Source organism: uncultured Sphingomonas sp., from assembly GCF_913776855.1.
Lineage (GTDB): Bacteria > Pseudomonadota > Alphaproteobacteria > Sphingomonadales > Sphingomonadaceae > Sphingomonas.
Map to the genome: position 1 here is coordinate 71,392 of NZ_CAJYQD010000034.1, position 17,132 is coordinate 88,523.

Annotated in this window: 11 protein-coding genes; 1 reads left to right on the forward strand and 10 read right to left on the reverse strand. The window is 68.2% G+C overall.

Translation table 11 applies throughout. The features are described from left to right. Positions 1-122: 122 nt before the first annotated feature. From secA to QZ755_RS10105, 3 genes are all read right to left on the reverse strand, one after another. Positions 123-2,870 (reverse strand): preprotein translocase subunit SecA, encoded by a 2,748-nt coding sequence (secA, locus tag QZ755_RS10095; RefSeq protein WP_294322439.1) that lies wholly within the window; start codon positions 2,868-2,870, stop codon positions 123-125. 89 nt (positions 2,871-2,959) lie between these two features. After that, positions 2,960-3,214, reverse strand: coding sequence for a hypothetical protein (locus QZ755_RS10100; protein ID WP_294322442.1), 255 nt, complete (start codon positions 3,212-3,214; stop codon positions 2,960-2,962). A 96-nt stretch (positions 3,215-3,310) separates the two neighbouring features. Continuing rightward, positions 3,311-4,003, reverse strand: coding sequence for an energy transducer TonB (locus QZ755_RS10105; RefSeq protein WP_294322445.1), 693 nt, complete (start codon positions 4,001-4,003; stop codon positions 3,311-3,313). A gap of 152 nt (positions 4,004-4,155) precedes the next feature. Between QZ755_RS10105 and argJ the strand changes: the two genes are divergently transcribed. After that, positions 4,156-5,382 carry a bifunctional glutamate N-acetyltransferase/amino-acid acetyltransferase ArgJ gene (gene argJ / locus QZ755_RS10110; protein ID WP_294322447.1) on the forward strand — a complete coding sequence of 409 codons (1,227 nt, stop codon included), beginning with the start codon at positions 4,156-4,158 and terminating at the stop codon, positions 5,380-5,382. Positions 5,383-5,902: 520 nt separating this feature from the next. Here the strand turns inward: argJ and trxA are convergent. Genes trxA through QZ755_RS10145 form a run of 7 tightly spaced genes read right to left on the reverse strand, consistent with a single transcriptional unit; the run spans position 5,903 to position 17,129 of the window. Further along, the gene (gene trxA / locus QZ755_RS10115) at positions 5,903-6,226 is read right to left on the reverse strand and encodes a thioredoxin (protein WP_055760313.1); all 324 of its coding nucleotides are present in this window, start codon (positions 6,224-6,226) and stop codon (positions 5,903-5,905) included. Between the two features lie 47 nt (positions 6,227-6,273). Continuing rightward, a complete protein-coding gene (gene addA / locus QZ755_RS10120) occupies positions 6,274-9,699 on the reverse strand; it encodes a double-strand break repair helicase AddA (RefSeq protein WP_294322449.1) in 3,426 nt (1,141 codons plus the stop codon). Then, complete coding sequence (gene addB / locus QZ755_RS10125; protein ID WP_294322451.1) at positions 9,686-12,655, reverse strand: double-strand break repair protein AddB; 2,970 nt, start codon at positions 12,653-12,655, stop codon at positions 9,686-9,688. The genes addA and addB overlap by 14 nt, the downstream gene beginning before the upstream one ends. Then, on the reverse strand, positions 12,648-13,403 hold the full coding sequence (locus QZ755_RS10130) for a nucleotidyltransferase family protein (RefSeq protein WP_294322452.1): 756 nt from the start codon (positions 13,401-13,403) through the stop codon (positions 12,648-12,650). Before QZ755_RS10130 ends, addB begins: the two co-directional genes overlap by 8 nt. Beyond that, positions 13,400-14,371, reverse strand: coding sequence for a phosphotransferase (locus QZ755_RS10135; RefSeq protein WP_294322454.1), 972 nt, complete (start codon positions 14,369-14,371; stop codon positions 13,400-13,402). Before QZ755_RS10135 ends, QZ755_RS10130 begins: the two co-directional genes overlap by 4 nt. Further along, on the reverse strand, positions 14,356-14,796 hold the full coding sequence (tsaE, locus tag QZ755_RS10140) for a tRNA (adenosine(37)-N6)-threonylcarbamoyltransferase complex ATPase subunit type 1 TsaE (protein WP_294322683.1): 441 nt from the start codon (positions 14,794-14,796) through the stop codon (positions 14,356-14,358). The genes QZ755_RS10135 and tsaE overlap by 16 nt, the downstream gene beginning before the upstream one ends. Further along, complete coding sequence (locus QZ755_RS10145) at positions 14,796-17,129, reverse strand: PAS domain-containing sensor histidine kinase (protein ID WP_294322456.1); 2,334 nt, start codon at positions 17,127-17,129, stop codon at positions 14,796-14,798. The genes tsaE and QZ755_RS10145 overlap by 1 nt, the downstream gene beginning before the upstream one ends. Positions 17,130-17,132: the final 3 nt, after the last annotated feature.

Sequence of the window (17,132 nt, forward strand, 5' to 3'; positions counted from 1 at the left end):
GACGCCTCTTCCGCTGATGCACGTATTCCCGCGCAGGCGGGGATCCAGAGCCACAACCGCCATCGCTCGTAACCCTAGATCCCCGCCTGCGCGGGGATACGTCTCTCGAAGTCGAGGCAGCCTTACGCCACCAGCGCCCCGTGGCAGTGCTTGTACTTGCGCCCCGACCCGCACGGGCACGGTGCATTGCGGCTGACACGGCCTTCCCAGCTTGCCGGATCGTCACCCAGTTCCTCGTCCGGCTGCGGGGCGGCCATCTGCAACATCGGCACGCGGGTCGTGATCAGGCCCGGCGCACCCTCCCCGCCCCAGCTATCGTCCTCGCCGGTCAGCGGGTCGATATGCATGGTCAGGAAATCGGGCAGTTCCGGCAATTCCGGCGGCGCCTGGAAATTGAAGTTCGCGTGCGCCATCGTCCGGGTCACATCCTCGCGGATGCTGCCCAGCATACGTTCGAACAGCGCGAACGCCTCCTGCTTATATTCGTTGATCGGCGTCTTCTGGGCGTACGCACGCAGGTGGATGACGGCGCGCAGCGCGTCGAGCATCGCCAGATGCTCCTTCCAGTGATGGTCGAGCGTCTGGAGCAGGATCGACTTCTCGATCTGGGTCCAGCTGTCGGCATCCAGTTCGGCCGACTTGGCATCGACCAGCGCGTCGGCCTCGGTGCGGATGCGCTCTTCCAGCGTTTCCGCGTCCAGACCGTCCTCGTTCGCGACCCATTCGGCGACCGGCGCATCGACGCCCAGCAGTTCCTGCGTCTGCTCCCGCAGACCTTCGACATTCCACTGTTCAGGATAGCTGTCGGGCGGGACCGCGCTGCCGACGACGGTGTTGACGACCGCGTGGCGCATGTCGATCACGACATCGCCGACCGCCTCGGCATCCATGATGTCGGCGCGCTGTTCATAGATGACCTTGCGCTGGTCGTTCATCACATCGTCATATTCGACGACCTGCTTGCGCACGTCATAGTTGCGCGCTTCGACCTTCTTCTGCGCGGTTTCGATCGCGCGGGACAGCCACTTGCTGCCGATCGCCTCGCCGTCCTCGATATTGTTGCGCATCATCTTGGCGAACAGCGTGTCCGGCCCGAAGATGCGCAGCAGGTCGTCGTCGAGGCAGAGGTAGAAGCGCGACAGGCCCGGATCACCCTGACGCCCCGACCGGCCGCGCAGCTGGTTGTCGATGCGGCGGCTTTCGTGCCGTTCGGTGCCCAGCACGAACAGGCCGCCGGCATCCAGCACCTTCTGCTTTTCCTCGACGATCTCCGCCCGGATGCGCGCGGCGGCGGCGTCATATTCGCTCGTCCCCTCCACCAGGTCGGGATGTTCGTCGAGCATCCGGAATTCGAGATTGCCGCCCAGCTGAATGTCGGTGCCGCGCCCTGCCATGTTGGTGGCGATGGTCACCGCGCCCAGCCGCCCGGCCTGCGCCACGATATGCGCTTCGGATTCATGGTAGCGGGCGTTCAGGACCTTGTGATCGACGCCTTCCTGCGCGAGGAATTCGGACAGCAGTTCCGACTTTTCGATCGAGACGGTGCCGACCAGCACCGGCTGCCCCTGCGCCGCATGTTCGCGGATCTTCTTGGCGATGGCGCGGAACTTGTCATCCAGCGTCTTGTAGAATTCGTCCTCTTCATCGACGCGGCGCACCGGCACGTTGGTCGGGATCGACACCACGTTCATCTTGTAGATGTCGAAGAATTCGGGCGCTTCGGTCGCGGCGGTGCCGGTCATGCCCGACAGCTTCGGGTACATGCGGAAATAATTCTGGAAGGTGATCGAGGCGAGCGTCTGGTTCTCCGGCTCGATATTCACGCCTTCCTTCGCCTCGGTCGCCTGGTGCAGGCCGTCCGACCAGCGGCGGCCGTCCATCATGCGGCCGGTGAATTCGTCGATGATGACGACCTTGCCGTCCTTCACGATGTAGTCCGTGTCGCGCTTGAACATGACGTTCGCGCGCAGCGCCTGGTTCACATGGTGCACGACCTGCGTGTTTTCGAAATCGTAGAGGTTCGCGCCGACCAGCAGCCCGGCATCCTCCAGCATCCGTTCGACCTTCTCCGTGCCGTCCTCGGTCAGCACGATCGACTTCTGCTTCTCGTCCTTCTCGTAATCGTCGGCGCTCAGGCGCTTCACGATCTCGTCGACCGAGCGGTACAGGTCCGACTTGTCGTCGGTCGGACCCGAGATGATGAGTGGAGTGCGCGCTTCGTCGATCAGGATCGAGTCGACCTCGTCGACGATGGCGAAGTTGAACGGCCGCTGCGTCATCGACGCGCGATCGAACTTCATGTTGTCGCGCAGATAATCGAAGCCGAATTCGTTGTTGGTGCCGTAGGTGATGTCGGCGCCATAGGCCTCGCGGCGCTGATGATCGGCAAGGTTGGGCACGATGACGCCGGTCGTCAGGCCGAGGAAGCCATAGACCTGCCCCATCTGCGCCGCGTCGCGCCGCGCCAGATAGTCGTTGACGGTGACGACATGGACGCCGTCTCCCGGCAGCGCGTTCAGATAGCAGGCGAGCGTTGCGACGAGCGTCTTGCCCTCACCCGTGCGCATCTCGGCGATCTCGCCCCGGTGCAGCACGATGCCGCCGACCATCTGCACGTCGAAATGGCGCATTCCGAGCACGCGGCGCGCGGCTTCGCGGACAGTGGCAAAGGCTTCGGGGAGCAGCGAATCGAGCTTGGCGCCATTGGCCAGCTGTTCGCGGAACTTGGGCGTCTGCGCGGCCAGTTCCTCGTCGGACATGGCGGTCAGCGCGGGTTCGAATCCGTTGATCTTGTCGACGATCGACCCGAGCGACTTGACGTAACGGTCGTTGGACGACCCGAACAACGATTTGGCGAGGCCACCGAACATGGGCGAATTTCCTTGAAACTACGGGAAGCGCGCCGCGATGCGTTCGCCGGCTGCGCTGGAATAAGAGGTCGGAAGAGCGCGGGTGCGCGCTATTCGTGGGTGCGCAGCGTGCGCGCGCGGACCGCGATCAGGGGCGCGGGCGTCAGGAACAGCGGCCGCGGATCGCGCGCATAGGGCTGCGCCGGCCGCGCGGTCGCGACCGATCCGGCCTCGACCGTCGCGACGGCGATCTGTGCGGCGACGACCTGCGCCTGCGCCACCTGCCGCGCATTCGCGACTCCCACGCCGGGGAGCAGGCCGGTCAGGCCCGTCAGCAGCGCGGAGAGGAACAGCAGCAAACGCAAGCGATACGTCCAGACGGTATGGTTTCACGACAGGATGCCCGGTCGCATTGGCGCGAGACATAGGGAATGGGTGGCCCGACGTCCACCCGGTCCGCGCTATTGGGCGGGTTGGAAGGCGGTAGAGGTCGTCTTGACGATATGGACCGGCTTTCCGTCTGGCGGCGGCAGGTATCGACCGCCCACGGGGCAATCCGTCGTTCCTTGCGAGGAGCTGACAAGGCGGCATTGCGTGACAATACCCGCGGCGTCGATCGCCAGCCGTTCCTCACTGGTCCAGTTCGGTGGCATGTCCGATGTCGGCACATTCGGGAGCGGCGAGGCTCCCTCGATCGTCTGCGAAAGAGCGAAGGTAAGCACCCCCGGCCCATATCCCCTCACGATGTCGCCCGCCGGATATGCATCGCCATAGCGTGCGCAGACGTCGAACTGGACGCCCTTCTCACCCGCAAACCGGGTTTCGCAATTCGAAACCTGTCCGTTGGCACCGACCGTGATCCGGCTAACGCTGGCATAGGGTATCAGTAGTTGTGGCGCATCGGCGGGATTTTGCCAGCGAACCCGTCGCGGCGACGTGCCGGCAACCGCCTTCCCGTTCGCATCGCGTGCCGGCTCGAACCGTGCCCGCGGCATCATCGCAGCACATGTCGCGCTGTCCAATATAGCGCTACCGCTGGATTTGACCGTGGTGCAGGCGGTCGCACGTCCCGTATCGTCGACCGCGAACGCAACTTCGACCGTACCGAACAAACCCTTTTGCAGCGCCGCCACCGGATAATCGTCGTTCGTCACCCAACTGGCCGGGTCGATCGGCACCGGTGCGGTCTGCCCCCACGCCCCGCCCCCACAACAAAGCGTTGCAACCGCCGCGCCCATGCGTAGGAACCGTCCCATACCCATCCCCTGCCCCGTATCCGGTGCAGGCTAGACCGGACACAGCGCCCATGTCGACTGCCGTATCCCCGCTCGCCACGCCGTTTCCCGCACTCCCGCCGATCGGCGGCGTGACGCTGCGGGTCGCGCGGGCGCGGTACAAGAATTGGGATCGCTGCGACCTGACCTTCGTGACCCTTTCCGATGGGACGGCGGTCGCCGGCGTGCTGACCAACAGCAAATGCCCGTCGCCCGAAGTCGAATGGTGCCGCCGCGCGCTGGTGCTGGGTCGCGCACGGGCATTGGTGGTCAATGCCGGCAACTCCAACGCCTTTACCGGCGACCGGGGGCGCGCCGCCGTCGAGGCGATCGCCGCGCGCACCGCGCAGGCGATGGCGTGCCAGCCGTCCGACGTCTTCGTCGCCTCGACCGGCGTGATCGGCGTGCCGCTGCCGATCGACAAGGCCGAGGCGGGGCTGGACGCCGCGTTCGTCGCCGAACCCTGTGGCTGGGAAGCGGTGGCCGAGACGATCGGCACGACCGACACCTTCACCAAGGGCGCGTTCACGACCGCGAAGGTCGGCGACCGGACCGTCAAGCTGTCGGGCGTCATCAAGGGGTCGGGCATGATCGCGCCCGACATGGCGACGATGCTGGGCTTCATCTTCACCGATGCGGCGGTCGATCCGGCGTTCCTGCAGAGCGCGCTGGAGGCGGCTAACCGGCGGACCTTCTCCTGCATCACGGTCGATGGCGATACCTCGACCAGCGACACGGTGCTGGCCTTTGCCACCGGAGCGGCGGGGAATGACCCGATCGCCTCGTTCGATGACGACGGCGCGGATGCGTTCGCGGCGGCGCTCCACGACCTGTGCCGTCAGCTCGCGCATCTGGTGGTGCGCGACGGCGAGGGCGCGACGAAGTTCATCGCGGTCACCGTCGAAGGCGCGGAGAGCGACGGCAGCGCGCACCGCATCGCGATGAGCATTGCCAATTCTCCGCTGGTGAAGACCGCGATCGCCGGCGAGGACGCGAATTGGGGCCGGGTGGTGATGGCGGTCGGCAAGGCGGGCGAGCCGGCCGAGCGCGACAGGCTGTCGATCCGCTTCGGCACGACGCAAGTGGCAGAAGGTGGGCTGGCAGTAACCGGCTATGACGAAGCGCCGGTTGCAGCGCATCTGAAGGGCCAGGAGGTCGAGATCGGCGTCGACCTGCATCTTGGCGAGGGTCGCGCGACGGTGTGGACCTGCGACCTGACGCATGGGTATATCTCGATCAACGCGGATTATCGGAGCTGATCGCGACGGATCGATAAAGCACGCCGTTTATAACGCTCCGTTCGCACCGTAACACAGCTTATCGCTATTGGCGGTGACAAGGACAGGAGAGGGCCAGCCGTCTTTGCGGGAGCCTGACCACTCTGCCGTGAACAGGCGTCACTCCGGCAAAAGCTGCGATCTCCCGGCGTAGCGCGCTATAGGAACCAACGAAGACCCCAGCCTCCGCCGGGGTGACGTTTCCATGTGACGGATCAAACTCTGGCGCTGGCCGAGACGCCGTTTCGCACATACCTGACACGCTTTACCGTACCCCCGCGCAGGCGGGGGTCCAGAGCCAGGCAAACCACGGCTTGCGCATTTGGCCCTGGATCCCCGCCTCCGCGGGGATACGGCCAAGTTGAATTCTGCAAAAAGGCAGCCTGCCGAGCATACGGCCTTGCGTCGCCGGTCCGGACAATCTTCGCGGATTGACCCGATACTCATGCCGACCCGGTCGCCGGCACAGACAAGCGCCCCGTACCGGCGGAGCGCTCCAACGTCAGCCCAGTTCGCCCTCAAGCCACGCCTTCAGCTGGCTCTTGGGCCGCGCACCCAGCAGGTCGGCGACCGGCTGGCCGTTCTTGAACAGCTTCAGGAGCGGGATCGACTGCACGCCCATCGAACCGGCGGTGTCGGGGTTGGCCATGATGTCGACCTTGGCGATCGTCACCTTGTCGCCCAGTTCGTCGGCGATTTCCTCCAGCGCGGGGGCGATCATCTTGCACGGGCCACACCAGTCCGCCCAGAAATCGACCAGCACCGGCTTGTCGGATTGCAGGACGTCGGCGGAAAAGCTGGCGTCGGTAACGGTCTTGGTCGGCATGATAATCTCCTTGGATCGGCAGTATCTATGATCTGCGGCGCAGCACCTCAAGCTTCGCGGGACAAGCTTTGTTCCCCGCCCCCCAAGCCCGGCTTGTGCGCGTCGAGCAGCGCATCGGGCAGCACGAACATCCGGGGTCCGGCGGTATAGAGCAACGCCGCCTCCACACGATGATCGGGAAAGATCACGCGAAGCGCCGCGGCATAGGCGGCCATCTGGCGCAGGTGATACACCGGGATGTCGGCCACATCGTCGGGCACCCGGCGCCCGGTCTTGAAATCGACGACGCGGACGGTGCGATCGCCGATGCACAGCCGGTCGACCGTGCCCGCCACGACCTGTGTCCCGACCACCGCCGCAATCGGTGCCTCGGCCAAGGCGTCGGGACCGAACAGGTCGGCAAAGTCCGGGTCGTCGAGGACCGCCATCACATCGCGCGTCACCCGGCGGCGCAGGCCGGCATCCTCTACCCCCGCCGCGCCGGCCAGCCAGCGTTCGGCGGCATCGGCCCGGTCGGCGCGCGGCAATTCGGGGAGGCGTTCGAACAGCTGGTGGAGCAGCCGCCCCCGCTCCGCCGCGGCGCGCATCATCGCGGTCGGCGGCGGGTCGGATACCTCGTCCTCGCCCACGGCGGACGGAGCGAGCGGACGCGGCGGACGCGCCTCGGCCGGGGCCGGTGCGCGCAGCCAGACCGGTACAGGCGCTGCGACGACCGGCGCGGTACCGGCCCGCGCCTTCGCCGCGATCGGCGGTTGCGGGGTCAAGCCGGTGAAGACCCGTTCGTCCTCCCCTTCCGCCACGCCCAGCGCATCGAACGCCGCCGCGGCGGCGCTGTACCAGCTGAACGGCGGCGGCACGCCCTTGTATTTGGCGGACGGGGCGCCGGCGATGACCAGCCGCTCCTCGGCACGGGTCGCAGCGACATAGAATAGCCGCCAATGTTCCTCCAGCTCGCGCTGGTCGATCGCGGAAAACGCATCGTCGACCGGCGTCCCCCGCTCACCGCCGCGCGGGCGGAACAGCGGAAAGGCCGCGCCGTCATGCCCCTCGGGCGCCCATTGCACGATATCGCGGCGGCTGTTGGTCGGATCGATTGCGGCATCGGCCAGCAGCACCAGCGGCGCCTGCAACCCCTTCGATCCGTGCGCGGTCATAACCCGCACCGCTCCGCCAGCACCGCCCGCGTCGCGCTTGATCTCCACCTCGCCCCGGTCGAACCATTCGACGAAGCGTTGCAGCGAGGATGTGGCGACGCTTTCGAACGACAGCGCGGCGTTGAGCAACTCGTCGATCGGGTCGCGCGCCTCTTCGCCCAGCCGCGCAATCAGCTTGCGTCGCCCGTCCAGTTCGCCGGACAACAGTTCCTCGAGGAAGCGATAGGGCGTCGCGAAATCGGCGCGGCGCAGGATGCGCGACAGCGGCTCGACCGCATCGCTACCCGTCTGACGCAGATGCCGCCAGAGGCTGCCGCCCTTGCGCAACGCGCCGGCCAGCAGCTGGTCCTGCGTCCAACCGATCAGCGGCGAAACGAGCAGGCTGGCGAGGCTGAGGTCGTCGTCGGGCTGCAACGCGAAACGGACCGCGGCAAGCAGGTCCTTCACCGCCAGCGGAGCATCGAGCCGCAGCCGGTCGACGCCTGCCACCGGCACCCCCTCGGCATAGAGCCTTGCGACGATCAGCGAGGCGAGATCGCCCCGTCGCTTGACCAGCACCATGATGTCGCCGGGCTGGAGCATCCGGCCCTTCGATTCGAGCGGCAGCGTGCCGATCCAGCCAGCAATTTCGCGCGCGATCTTCGCGGCGATCACCCGCGTGACGTCATCGATCCAGCCTTCCTCGGCATCATCGGGCGCCTCCGCCACGGTGGGCGCCCACAAGGTCACGGTGCCGGGGCCGGGCAATTCGCTGTCATGGGTATCGGGCGCGTCGATGCCCATGGCCGGTTCGGGCAAGGCGGCGATGGCGGCATCGACGAATTCCAGCACCGGTCGCGTCGTGCGGAAGCTGTGGGTCAGCGACAGCGTGTCGAGTTCGCGCGCATCGCCATGATATTCGCTAGGCAGCGCAGCGCGGCGGCTGAAATCGAGATGCGCCGCGCGGAAATAGATCGGGTCGGTCCCCTGAAACCCGAAGATCGCCTGTTTGTAATCGCCGACGACGAACAACGTCCGCATTCCTGCCGCGCGCACCGCGTCGCCGCTGAAGAACTCCTCCACCAGCGAGCGGACGATCGCCCATTGCTGCGGATTGGTGTCCTGCGCCTCGTCGATCAGGACATGTTCGGTACTCTGGTCCAGCTTAAAGCGCACCCAGTCGCCGATACCCGGCTGTGCCAGCAGGTTCAGCGTCTCGCGGATCAGGTCGTCGAAATCGACCGCCCCCGCCCGCCGCTTGGCGCGGACATAGGCATCGGCATAGGCGCGCCCAGCCTCCAGCGCGTCGGCCAGCGCATCGGCATAGCCCATGCGCCCGGCCAGTTCGATCAGCTCGCCCGCACGGGTCCCGACCGCATCGGCCAGTTCGTCATAATCGGGTTCGGCGGCGATCAGCTTGGCCGACGCCTTGCGCAGCGTATCCTCGGCGGTGAAGAACAGCTTGCGGACATCGCGGACAGTCGCGGCGCGCTCGGCCGGCGCACGCGCCAGCCACGCCAGGATCGCGGCATGGGTCTTCTTCCCCGTCGCGGTTCCCCACGACAGGTTCGCCGCGGCCAGCCGTTCCAGCGCGTCGCAGTCGAACTCGTCGTCGCTGCACGCCGCTGCCAGCATCTCGTCGATCGGCCCGGACGGCAGGTCGAGCGCGCGGCGCAGGAACGGCTGAAGTCCGCTCGGCAGCTCAGCCATCGCCTGCGGGCGCTTGGCGCATTCGCGCAGGAAATGCTCGGCCGCGCCCTCGCCCATGCGCAGCGACATGGCGGCGATGGCATCGCCGATCCGGGTCGAACCGGTCCGCTGTTCCTCGACCAGCAGTTCCGCCAGCGCCTCGCGCGCCATGCCTGCCTCTTCCCGCGCCTCCAGCGGGCGAAAGCCGGGGACCAGCCCCGCCTCGACCGGGAAACCGGCGAGCAGGCTTTGGCAAAAGCCATGGATCGTCTGGATGCGGACGCCGCCGCCCGGCGCATCGAGGACGCGGGCGAACAGGGTACGCGCGCGCGCGAGCAGTGCGGGATCGTTCACATCCTCGCCCAACGCGAACAGGTCGGCCTTCAGGTCGGCAGTCGGCAGCCGGACCCAGCGCGCCAGCCGGCTGGCGACGCGTTCGGCCATTTCCGCCGCGCCCGCCTTGGTAAAGGTCAGGCACAGGATCGCCGCCGGATCGACGCCGCGCAGCAACAGGCGAAACACGCGGGCCGACAGGACATGGGTCTTGCCGGTCCCGGCCGAAGCGGACAGCCAGACATGGCGGTGCGGATCGCTCGCCGCCGCCTGGTCGTTCTTCAGCGGTTGGAGTTTGCTAACCTCACTCACGGCCATACCATTCGTCGCGGCGCATCAGCTGGTCGTACTCGGCATAGGGGGCATATTCGGGCACCAGCTTTGCGACGAACGCCTCGTCGCCGGTCAAGAAGCGGGCGACCGCCTCCTCGAAATGGCGCTTGGCAAGTACCACGAACTCGGCAGTGGCGATCCGTCCGCCGGTGCCGTTGGCGTTGACCGGGGTGGTCATCTTGCCGAAACTGTCCTTGTCCTTAATCAGCGACCAATATTCGAACGCGCCGGCGATCCCGCGCACCCCGGAAAAGCAGCCGCGTTCGGCCATCAGCCCCAGCAGGCCCAGTTGCAGGCTGTAGCCGGCGGCCACCGCCTTGCCGCTGGGCGCCTTGCCGGTCTTGTAGTCAATGATCGCCAGCGTGACGTCGGCGGCGCGGTCGATCCGGTCGGCCTTGCCCGACAGCTCGACCCCGGCGATCTCCAGCACACCGTCGCATTCGACCGCCGCCACGTCGCGCCCCTCGGCCAGCTTTTCGTGGGTCAGCGCCGCCACCCAGTCGATCGCTTCGCGCAGGCGCGGCACCCACAGCGCGCGCAGCAGCGGATGGGTGCGCGGATCGTCGGACAGCGCCTGTAACCGCCGCCGCAGCTTGGCCGGGTCCAGCCCGTCCTCGCGCGCCCAGCGTTCCAGCACGCCATGCACCGCCGTGCCGCGCCACGCGGCGGTCGCATCGGCATCGACGGCATCCATCGGCGACAGGCGCAGCATCCTACGCGCATAGAAGGCGTAGGGGTCGGCCTTCATCCGGTCGACCTCCGTCACCGAGATACGACGCGGGCGCAGCGCCACCGGCGGGCGCGGGGCCGGACGCGACGCGGCGGCATAGGCGGCGGGCCGGTCGATCGCCCGCGCCCAGTCGCGCAAATGCCCGGCGCGTTCCAGATTGTCGTCCAGCGCCTGCAACCGCAGCCAGAGGCGCGACGCGATGGTCGGCGCGGTGGCATCGCGCGCGGCACGGGTCAGCACGACATCGGGTGCGCCCATCGCCCCGGCGAAATCATGCGCTGCCAAGCCGATCCGCCGCTCCAGCCCCGGCAGGCCCAGATCGGCACGGATACGTGGCGCCAGCCACGGATCGGGCGAGGGCAAGGCGGGCCACACCCCTTCGTTCAGCCCGCCCAGGATCATCAGGTCCGCAGTCTGCAACCGCGCTTCCAGCAGACCGAGGATCGCGAGGCGCGGATGCGCGCCCTGTGGCGGGCGCACCGCCACTTCGTCCAGCAGCGTCCTGAGCAACGCCGGCAGCACACGCGGATCGACCAGCGGCGGCCCGATCGCCGCCTGTTCCTCCAGCGCGGCGATGAGTTCGGCGGCGGCGCGCCCTTCGGGCCGGCTCCATGCCGCATCGCCCGCCAGCATCGTCGCCGTCTCGCGCAGCACCGTCAGCAGCCGGACCAGCGGCTGCGGCCCGGCGGCGAAGATGTCGGCAAGCGGGGTCAGCAGCGGACAGGCGATTTCCCAGAAGCTCGCCGCCTTCGCGCGGATCGCGGCGTCGCGCGGTTCGCCTTCGCCCAAATGCCGGTCGATCCCGGCCAGCCCCGGCGCAGGGCGTGGCCCCCGCAGCGCGCGGTCGAGCCGGCGCACGCCGTCGAGCCACAGCACCCGCTGTTCCGCCTCGCCGCTCTGCACCAGCGGATATTTCAGCAGCGACAGCAGCGCGACCGGCGCAAACGCCTGCGCCGCCGCCTCGACCAGCGCCAGCAGCAATGTGCCGGGCGCCAGCAGCGACAGCGGCTGCCCAGCGGAATCGTCGACGCTGACGCCCCAGCGCGCCATGTGCGCCGCCACCCGCCGCGCGAGCATCCGGTCGGGCGTCACTAGCGCGGCGGTGCGGCCAGGCGTCTCCAGCGCCTTGCGAAGGGCAACTGCAATGGCCTGCGCCTCTTCCGCAGGGGTCGCCAGCTCGACCATCCGCACGCCTGACAGGCGGCGGTCGGCGGCAGGCACGTCGATCCAGTGATGCGTCCGCTCGGCCGGGCTGAGCGCGGTGGCGATGGCGCGGCTGCGCGTCGGCGTCGCGTCATGCTCGCTCGCCGCCTGCCACCGCACGAACTCGTGACGATTGACGCCCATCCGGTCGAGCAGCAGCTTCAGGTGATATTGCGGGTGGGTTTCGATCGATCGCTTGCGCCGGCCGGTGACCGGATCGGGCGCATGGGGGCCGAGCGACGCCCATTCCTCGTCCTCCATCGCCAGATCAAGACCGGGCAAAACCACCATCCCGCGCGGCAGGCCGGCGATGCAGCGCTGGATGCGGGCGATCGCCGGTGCGTTGGTCGCGATACCCGCCGCGCAGACGAACCCCTTGGGCGGATCGACCGCCCAACGCGCGCACAGCCGCCCGAGCAATCGCGTCCGCCGCTCGGCAAGGTCGATCCGCCCCAGCGCCGCCAGTTCACCCGGCCAACGATCCAGCACGATGCGGAACAGCTCCAGCGACCGCTCCCAATGCGCCGACAGCGTTTCGTCGAGGTCGAGGGTGCGCAGGCGTGCCGGATCGACCTCTTCGACCAGCAGCTGGTCCAGCGTCGCGGCTAGGTCGCCGGCCAGCCGCACCGCCTCCGCCGCATCGACCGGACGCCCGGCGCGCTGGCGCTCCTCGGTCACCAGCCGGGCGAGGATCATCCGCCGGGCGAGCGGGTCGATCGCGGGCGGGATCGGTTGCTGATCGGCCGGGTCGGCAAAGCTGCCTATCCCTTCGTCCAGTTCGGGATCGCCGATCGCAACGAGGCGCGGCAACAACAGCCCGCCGCCGCTAGCGCGCACGAATGCCTCCTGCACCGTCCGTTTGGCGCGGTTGGTCGGCACCAGCACCATGCCCTGCGCCAACGCCAGCCGGTCGCCGCTGAACCGGCGGATCAGCCCGACCGCCAGCGCATCGGCGAACGCCCGGTGGATCGGGATAGTATAGAGGCTGAGGCGCTTTGCCTCAGCCATCGGCAAGGACTGCCTCGGTCATGCCGACCGAGGCCGGAGTGCCGACGTCGAACCACAATCCCTGATGCGCGACGCCGTAAGCCCGCCCTGCCTCGATCGCGCGGTTCCAGAACAGGTTGGTCGAAAACGCCCCTTCCGGCCAGTCGGCAATGACGCGCGGTGACAGGATCTGCACCCCGGTAAAGACATAGGGGGCAAGGCGACCGGGCTTGCGGCGACCGGTGATGCGACCCATCGCATCGATATGGAAATCGCCCTGCCCGCGATGGCCATGCGCCAGCGCCTGCGGCACCAGCAGCAACAGCGCGTCAATCTTCGCATCGTCCCACAGGCTGCTGAGCAGCTTGATCGAGTCAACCGGCCCATCGACCCACAGATTGTCCGAATTGACGCAGACGAACGGCTTGTTCCCGATCAGCTCGCGCGCCTGCACCAGCCCGCCACCGGTTTCCAGCAGCTTCGCGCGTTCGTCGGATACGGCGATGTCGATGCCCTTCACCCGGTGCTTCAGATGCGCTTCCATCGCATCGGCCAGGTAATGGACGTTCACCACTGCCCGCTTGACCCCTGCCCCGCGCAGCCGGTCGAAAACGTGATCGATCAACGGCTTGCCCGCGACCTCGACCAACGGCTTCGGCCGCATCGCGGTCAGCGGGCGCATCCGCTTGCCCAGCCCCGCCGCCATCACCATCGCGGTTTCGGGCACCGTCGCCTGGGGGTGCGGGCGGATCGAACGGAGCGTGGTCATGCGAGTTCCTGCGGATCGCCGCGCTGCGCGGGCGGGATGTTGAGATCGAACCAGCGCGCGACCCCGGCCAGCGCCGGATGGGTCAGGTCACGCTCCAGATAGCGCCATACGCGCGGGCACAGCGCACCATAGCGCGGCTTGCCGTCGCGTCGCCACAGCCGGGTGAAGATGCCGATGATCTTCGCGTTCCGCTGCGCCCCGAACAGGTGATAGGCCGCGTCGAACCCGTCGCCGACGCCGGTCGACTCCCGGTAACGGGCGAGCATCGACGCCTCGACCACCGCCGGCACGTCGCGCCGCGCGTCCTGCAACAACGACACGAGGTCATAGGCGGGGTGCCCGGCCAGCGCGTCCTGGAAATCGAGCAAGCCGAGCCGTGCATCGTCGAGCAGCATCAGGTTCTCGGCATGATAGTCGCGCAACACGGTGACGACCGGCATGTCGGGCAGCGCATCGAAGGCCGCATTCCACGCCGCGACATAGCCCTCGGTATCGACGGTCAGCCCCAGCGCGTCGCAATACCATTCGATCAGCAGGTTCGCCTCGCGCAGGATGAACGCGCGGTCGTATGGCGGGACCGGGGCCGGTTCGTGACGTTGCAGCCGCAGCAGCTGGTCGACGGCGGCGGCGTACAGCCGGCCCTCGCTCTCGGGCGCGGCGTCGACCGTCTCGCGCATCCGCATGTCGCCGAAATCCTCCAGCAGCATGAAGCCGGCGGCGGCATCGTCGGCGAGGATCGCGGGCGCGGCAAAGCCCCGTTCGCCAAGCCATGCCGCCATATGCGCGAACTTGCGCGTATCCTCGGGCGGTGGCGCGTCCATCAGCACGGCGCTCCGTCCCGCCTCGATCACGCGGTAGTAACGGCGGAACGACGCATCGACCGCCAGCGGCAGGATCTGCGCATCGCCCCAACCGGCGTCGACAAGGAAAGGGACAGCCGCATCGCGCGGGTTCAGGTCAGCGGCCATCGCCCTTCCCAAGCGCCCGGCACGCGCGCTGTCAAGCGCCGCCCGCCCGCATCGTCGAACGCCAGCGTCAGCCACAGCGCATCCTGCCAATGCTCGTCACCCAGCCGTTCTGGCCATTCGACCAGCAGCAGCGCATCGTCCGCCTCTTCCAGCCCCAGTTCGAGCGCCTCATCGGGGTCCTCGATACGGTACAGATCGACGTGCAGCACGCTCAGGCGCACCTCGGGCGGATCATAGGGTTGGACGATGGCAAAACTGGGCGACGGCGCCTCCCCCGCCAGCCCCAGCGCCGCCAGCACGCCTCGCGCGATACTCGTCTTGCCCGCGCCCAGCGGCCCCGACAGCGCGATGACATCGCCCGGCCGCACCACCGCCGCCAGTTTCGCGCCCAGCGCGTGCGCCGCCGCTTCGTCCGGCAGGAACATCACGGCTCGCGCGGCAGGTCGATGGTGACGAGCGTGCCGACGCCCTTTTCCGACACCAGCTCGATCGTCCCGCCATGGGCCTCGACCGCCTGCCGGGCGAGCGGCAGGTCGAGGCTCAAGGCCCGCTCACCGACGCGTGTCGCCCCGGCCTGCGCAAAGCGATCGAACGCCCGCGCGACCGCGTCCTTCGACATGCCGGGGCCATCGTCCGACACCACGATCCGCGCCCGCTGCGTATCGCCATCGACGTGCAGCAGCACCCGCCCGCCCTGTCGCAATCCGCCGATCGCATGGTCCAGCAAATGGCCGACCGCCTGTCGCAACCGCCGCGCATCGCCCAGCATCACGCCCGCCGACGGCGCGATCTCCACCGCCAGTTCGACTCCGCGCGCCGTCGCCGCCGCGCGCGCCGCATCGGCCGCTTCGCCGGCGATCATCTTCAACGGCACCGTCGCCCGCGCGACCGGGGTGGTTTCGTTGGCAGTCAGGTCGAGCGTGTCGTCGATCAGTCCGCCCAGCCGCTCGACCGATTCCAGAATCGCGTCGGTATAGCGCGCGCCGTCCTGCGTCAGCTTCCCCGCATAGCCCGCCTGCAGCATCTCGGCGAAGCCCTTGATCGAGGTCAGCGGCGTGCGCAGTTCGTAGCTCATCGACGCGACGAACGCGGTCTTCACCCGGTCCGCCGCCTCCAGCGCCTCGTTGCGGTCGCGCAGCGCCTGTTCCATTCGGCGGCTGTCGGAAATGTCGAGCATGGTCAGCAACGCATTGCCATCGGGCAGCGGCACCGCGCCGAATTCATAATGCCGCCCATCGGCCATCGCGAAGCGGCCCGACCGCTGCATCCGCTGCTGTGTCGCGAAGCGGACCAGTTCGGGGATCAGCGCAGCCTTGCCCGGACTGGCCAGACTCTCGGCAACGCGTTCGGCCAGCGCATCGACGCGCGGATGCGAATCGAGGAACGCGTCGTCCAGTCCCCACACCTGCCGGAATTTCGCGTTCCAGATCTGGAGCCGGCCATCGGCGGCAAACACGCCAAGCGCCTCAAACAGATTGTCGAACGTTGCTGTCCGCACCCTCAGCAGCGTGTCGCGGGCGCTGGCCAGCTGCACCTGTTCGGTGCGATCCTCGAAGATCAGCAGCAGCCCGCCTTCGGGCAGCGGCTGCGCCACGACGCGCAGATGCGTGCCGCCGGGCAGATGCCATTGTTCCTCGATCGCGCCTTCGGCCGCGCGGAACCAGTCGCGCCGCTCCGCCTTCCACCCCGGAAAGTCGCGCACTTCGGGCAGCCGTTTTGCCTCGCGCATCCGGTCCAGCACCCGGTCGAACTCGGGCCGGTCGGCCAGCCATTCGGGCTTCATCGCAAAGGTGCGGCCGAACGGCTGGTTGTAGAAGACCAGCGTGCGGTCGGGCGCGAACTGCGCCACGCCCGCCGACAGCCGGTCGAGCATCGCGCGCTGCGCCTCGCGGCTGCGCTTCAGCCGGCCGCGCGCCTCCTCGATCTCATGCACGTCGATCGCGAAGCCGCCGGTGCCGCCATCGCGCAGCGGCATGTCGTGGACGCGCAGCATCCGTCGCTCACCATTGATCGTCGCGGGCATCGCCGCCGCCTGCGGCTGTCCGGTGTCGCGCGCGATCGCGGCGCTGGCCAGCGGCCCGCCCATGCCGACGCCCTCGACCAGTTCGACCTGCCGCGCGATCACCTCCGCCGCATCGCCGGCATCGACCGCACGGACATAGGCGGTGTTGACCATCGCCAAACGCAGACTGTCGTCGCGATACCACATCGGCATCGGCGCCGCCTCGATCAGGCTGGACAGCGCGTCGAACGCGGCGCGATATTCCTCCGCCTCCGCGCCCAGCGTCGCGATCTCGTTATGGAATTCGGTCGCATCGAAGAACCAGACCAGCACGCCGCCCGGCGTGTTGAGGGCCGCCGGCGCGCGCTCTCCAATGGCGAAAAGCGACCGCGCCGATCCGGTCGCCCGCACGACGGTGCGGAACGGCTTGCCCCCGCGGAGCGCGGCGGTGATCGCTTCGACCAGCCGATCGGCGCTGCCCGGCTCCAGCCCACTCTCGGCATTGCCAAGGTCGGCAAGCGACACCGGCATATCCCCGCGCCCCAGTCGATCAGCCAGCGGCTGGTCGAGCAGCAGCCGGCCATCGGCGCGCACCACCATCGCCAGCGCGGGCGACGCCGACAGCGTGGCATTGAGCGACTCGAACAGCGCACCCTCCGCCGCTGCCCGCCGCCTGGCGGACAGTCCGGTATGCAGCATCCACGCGCTTGCGCCGATCAGCAACGCCAGCACGACACCGGTCAGGACAGCCGTCATCAG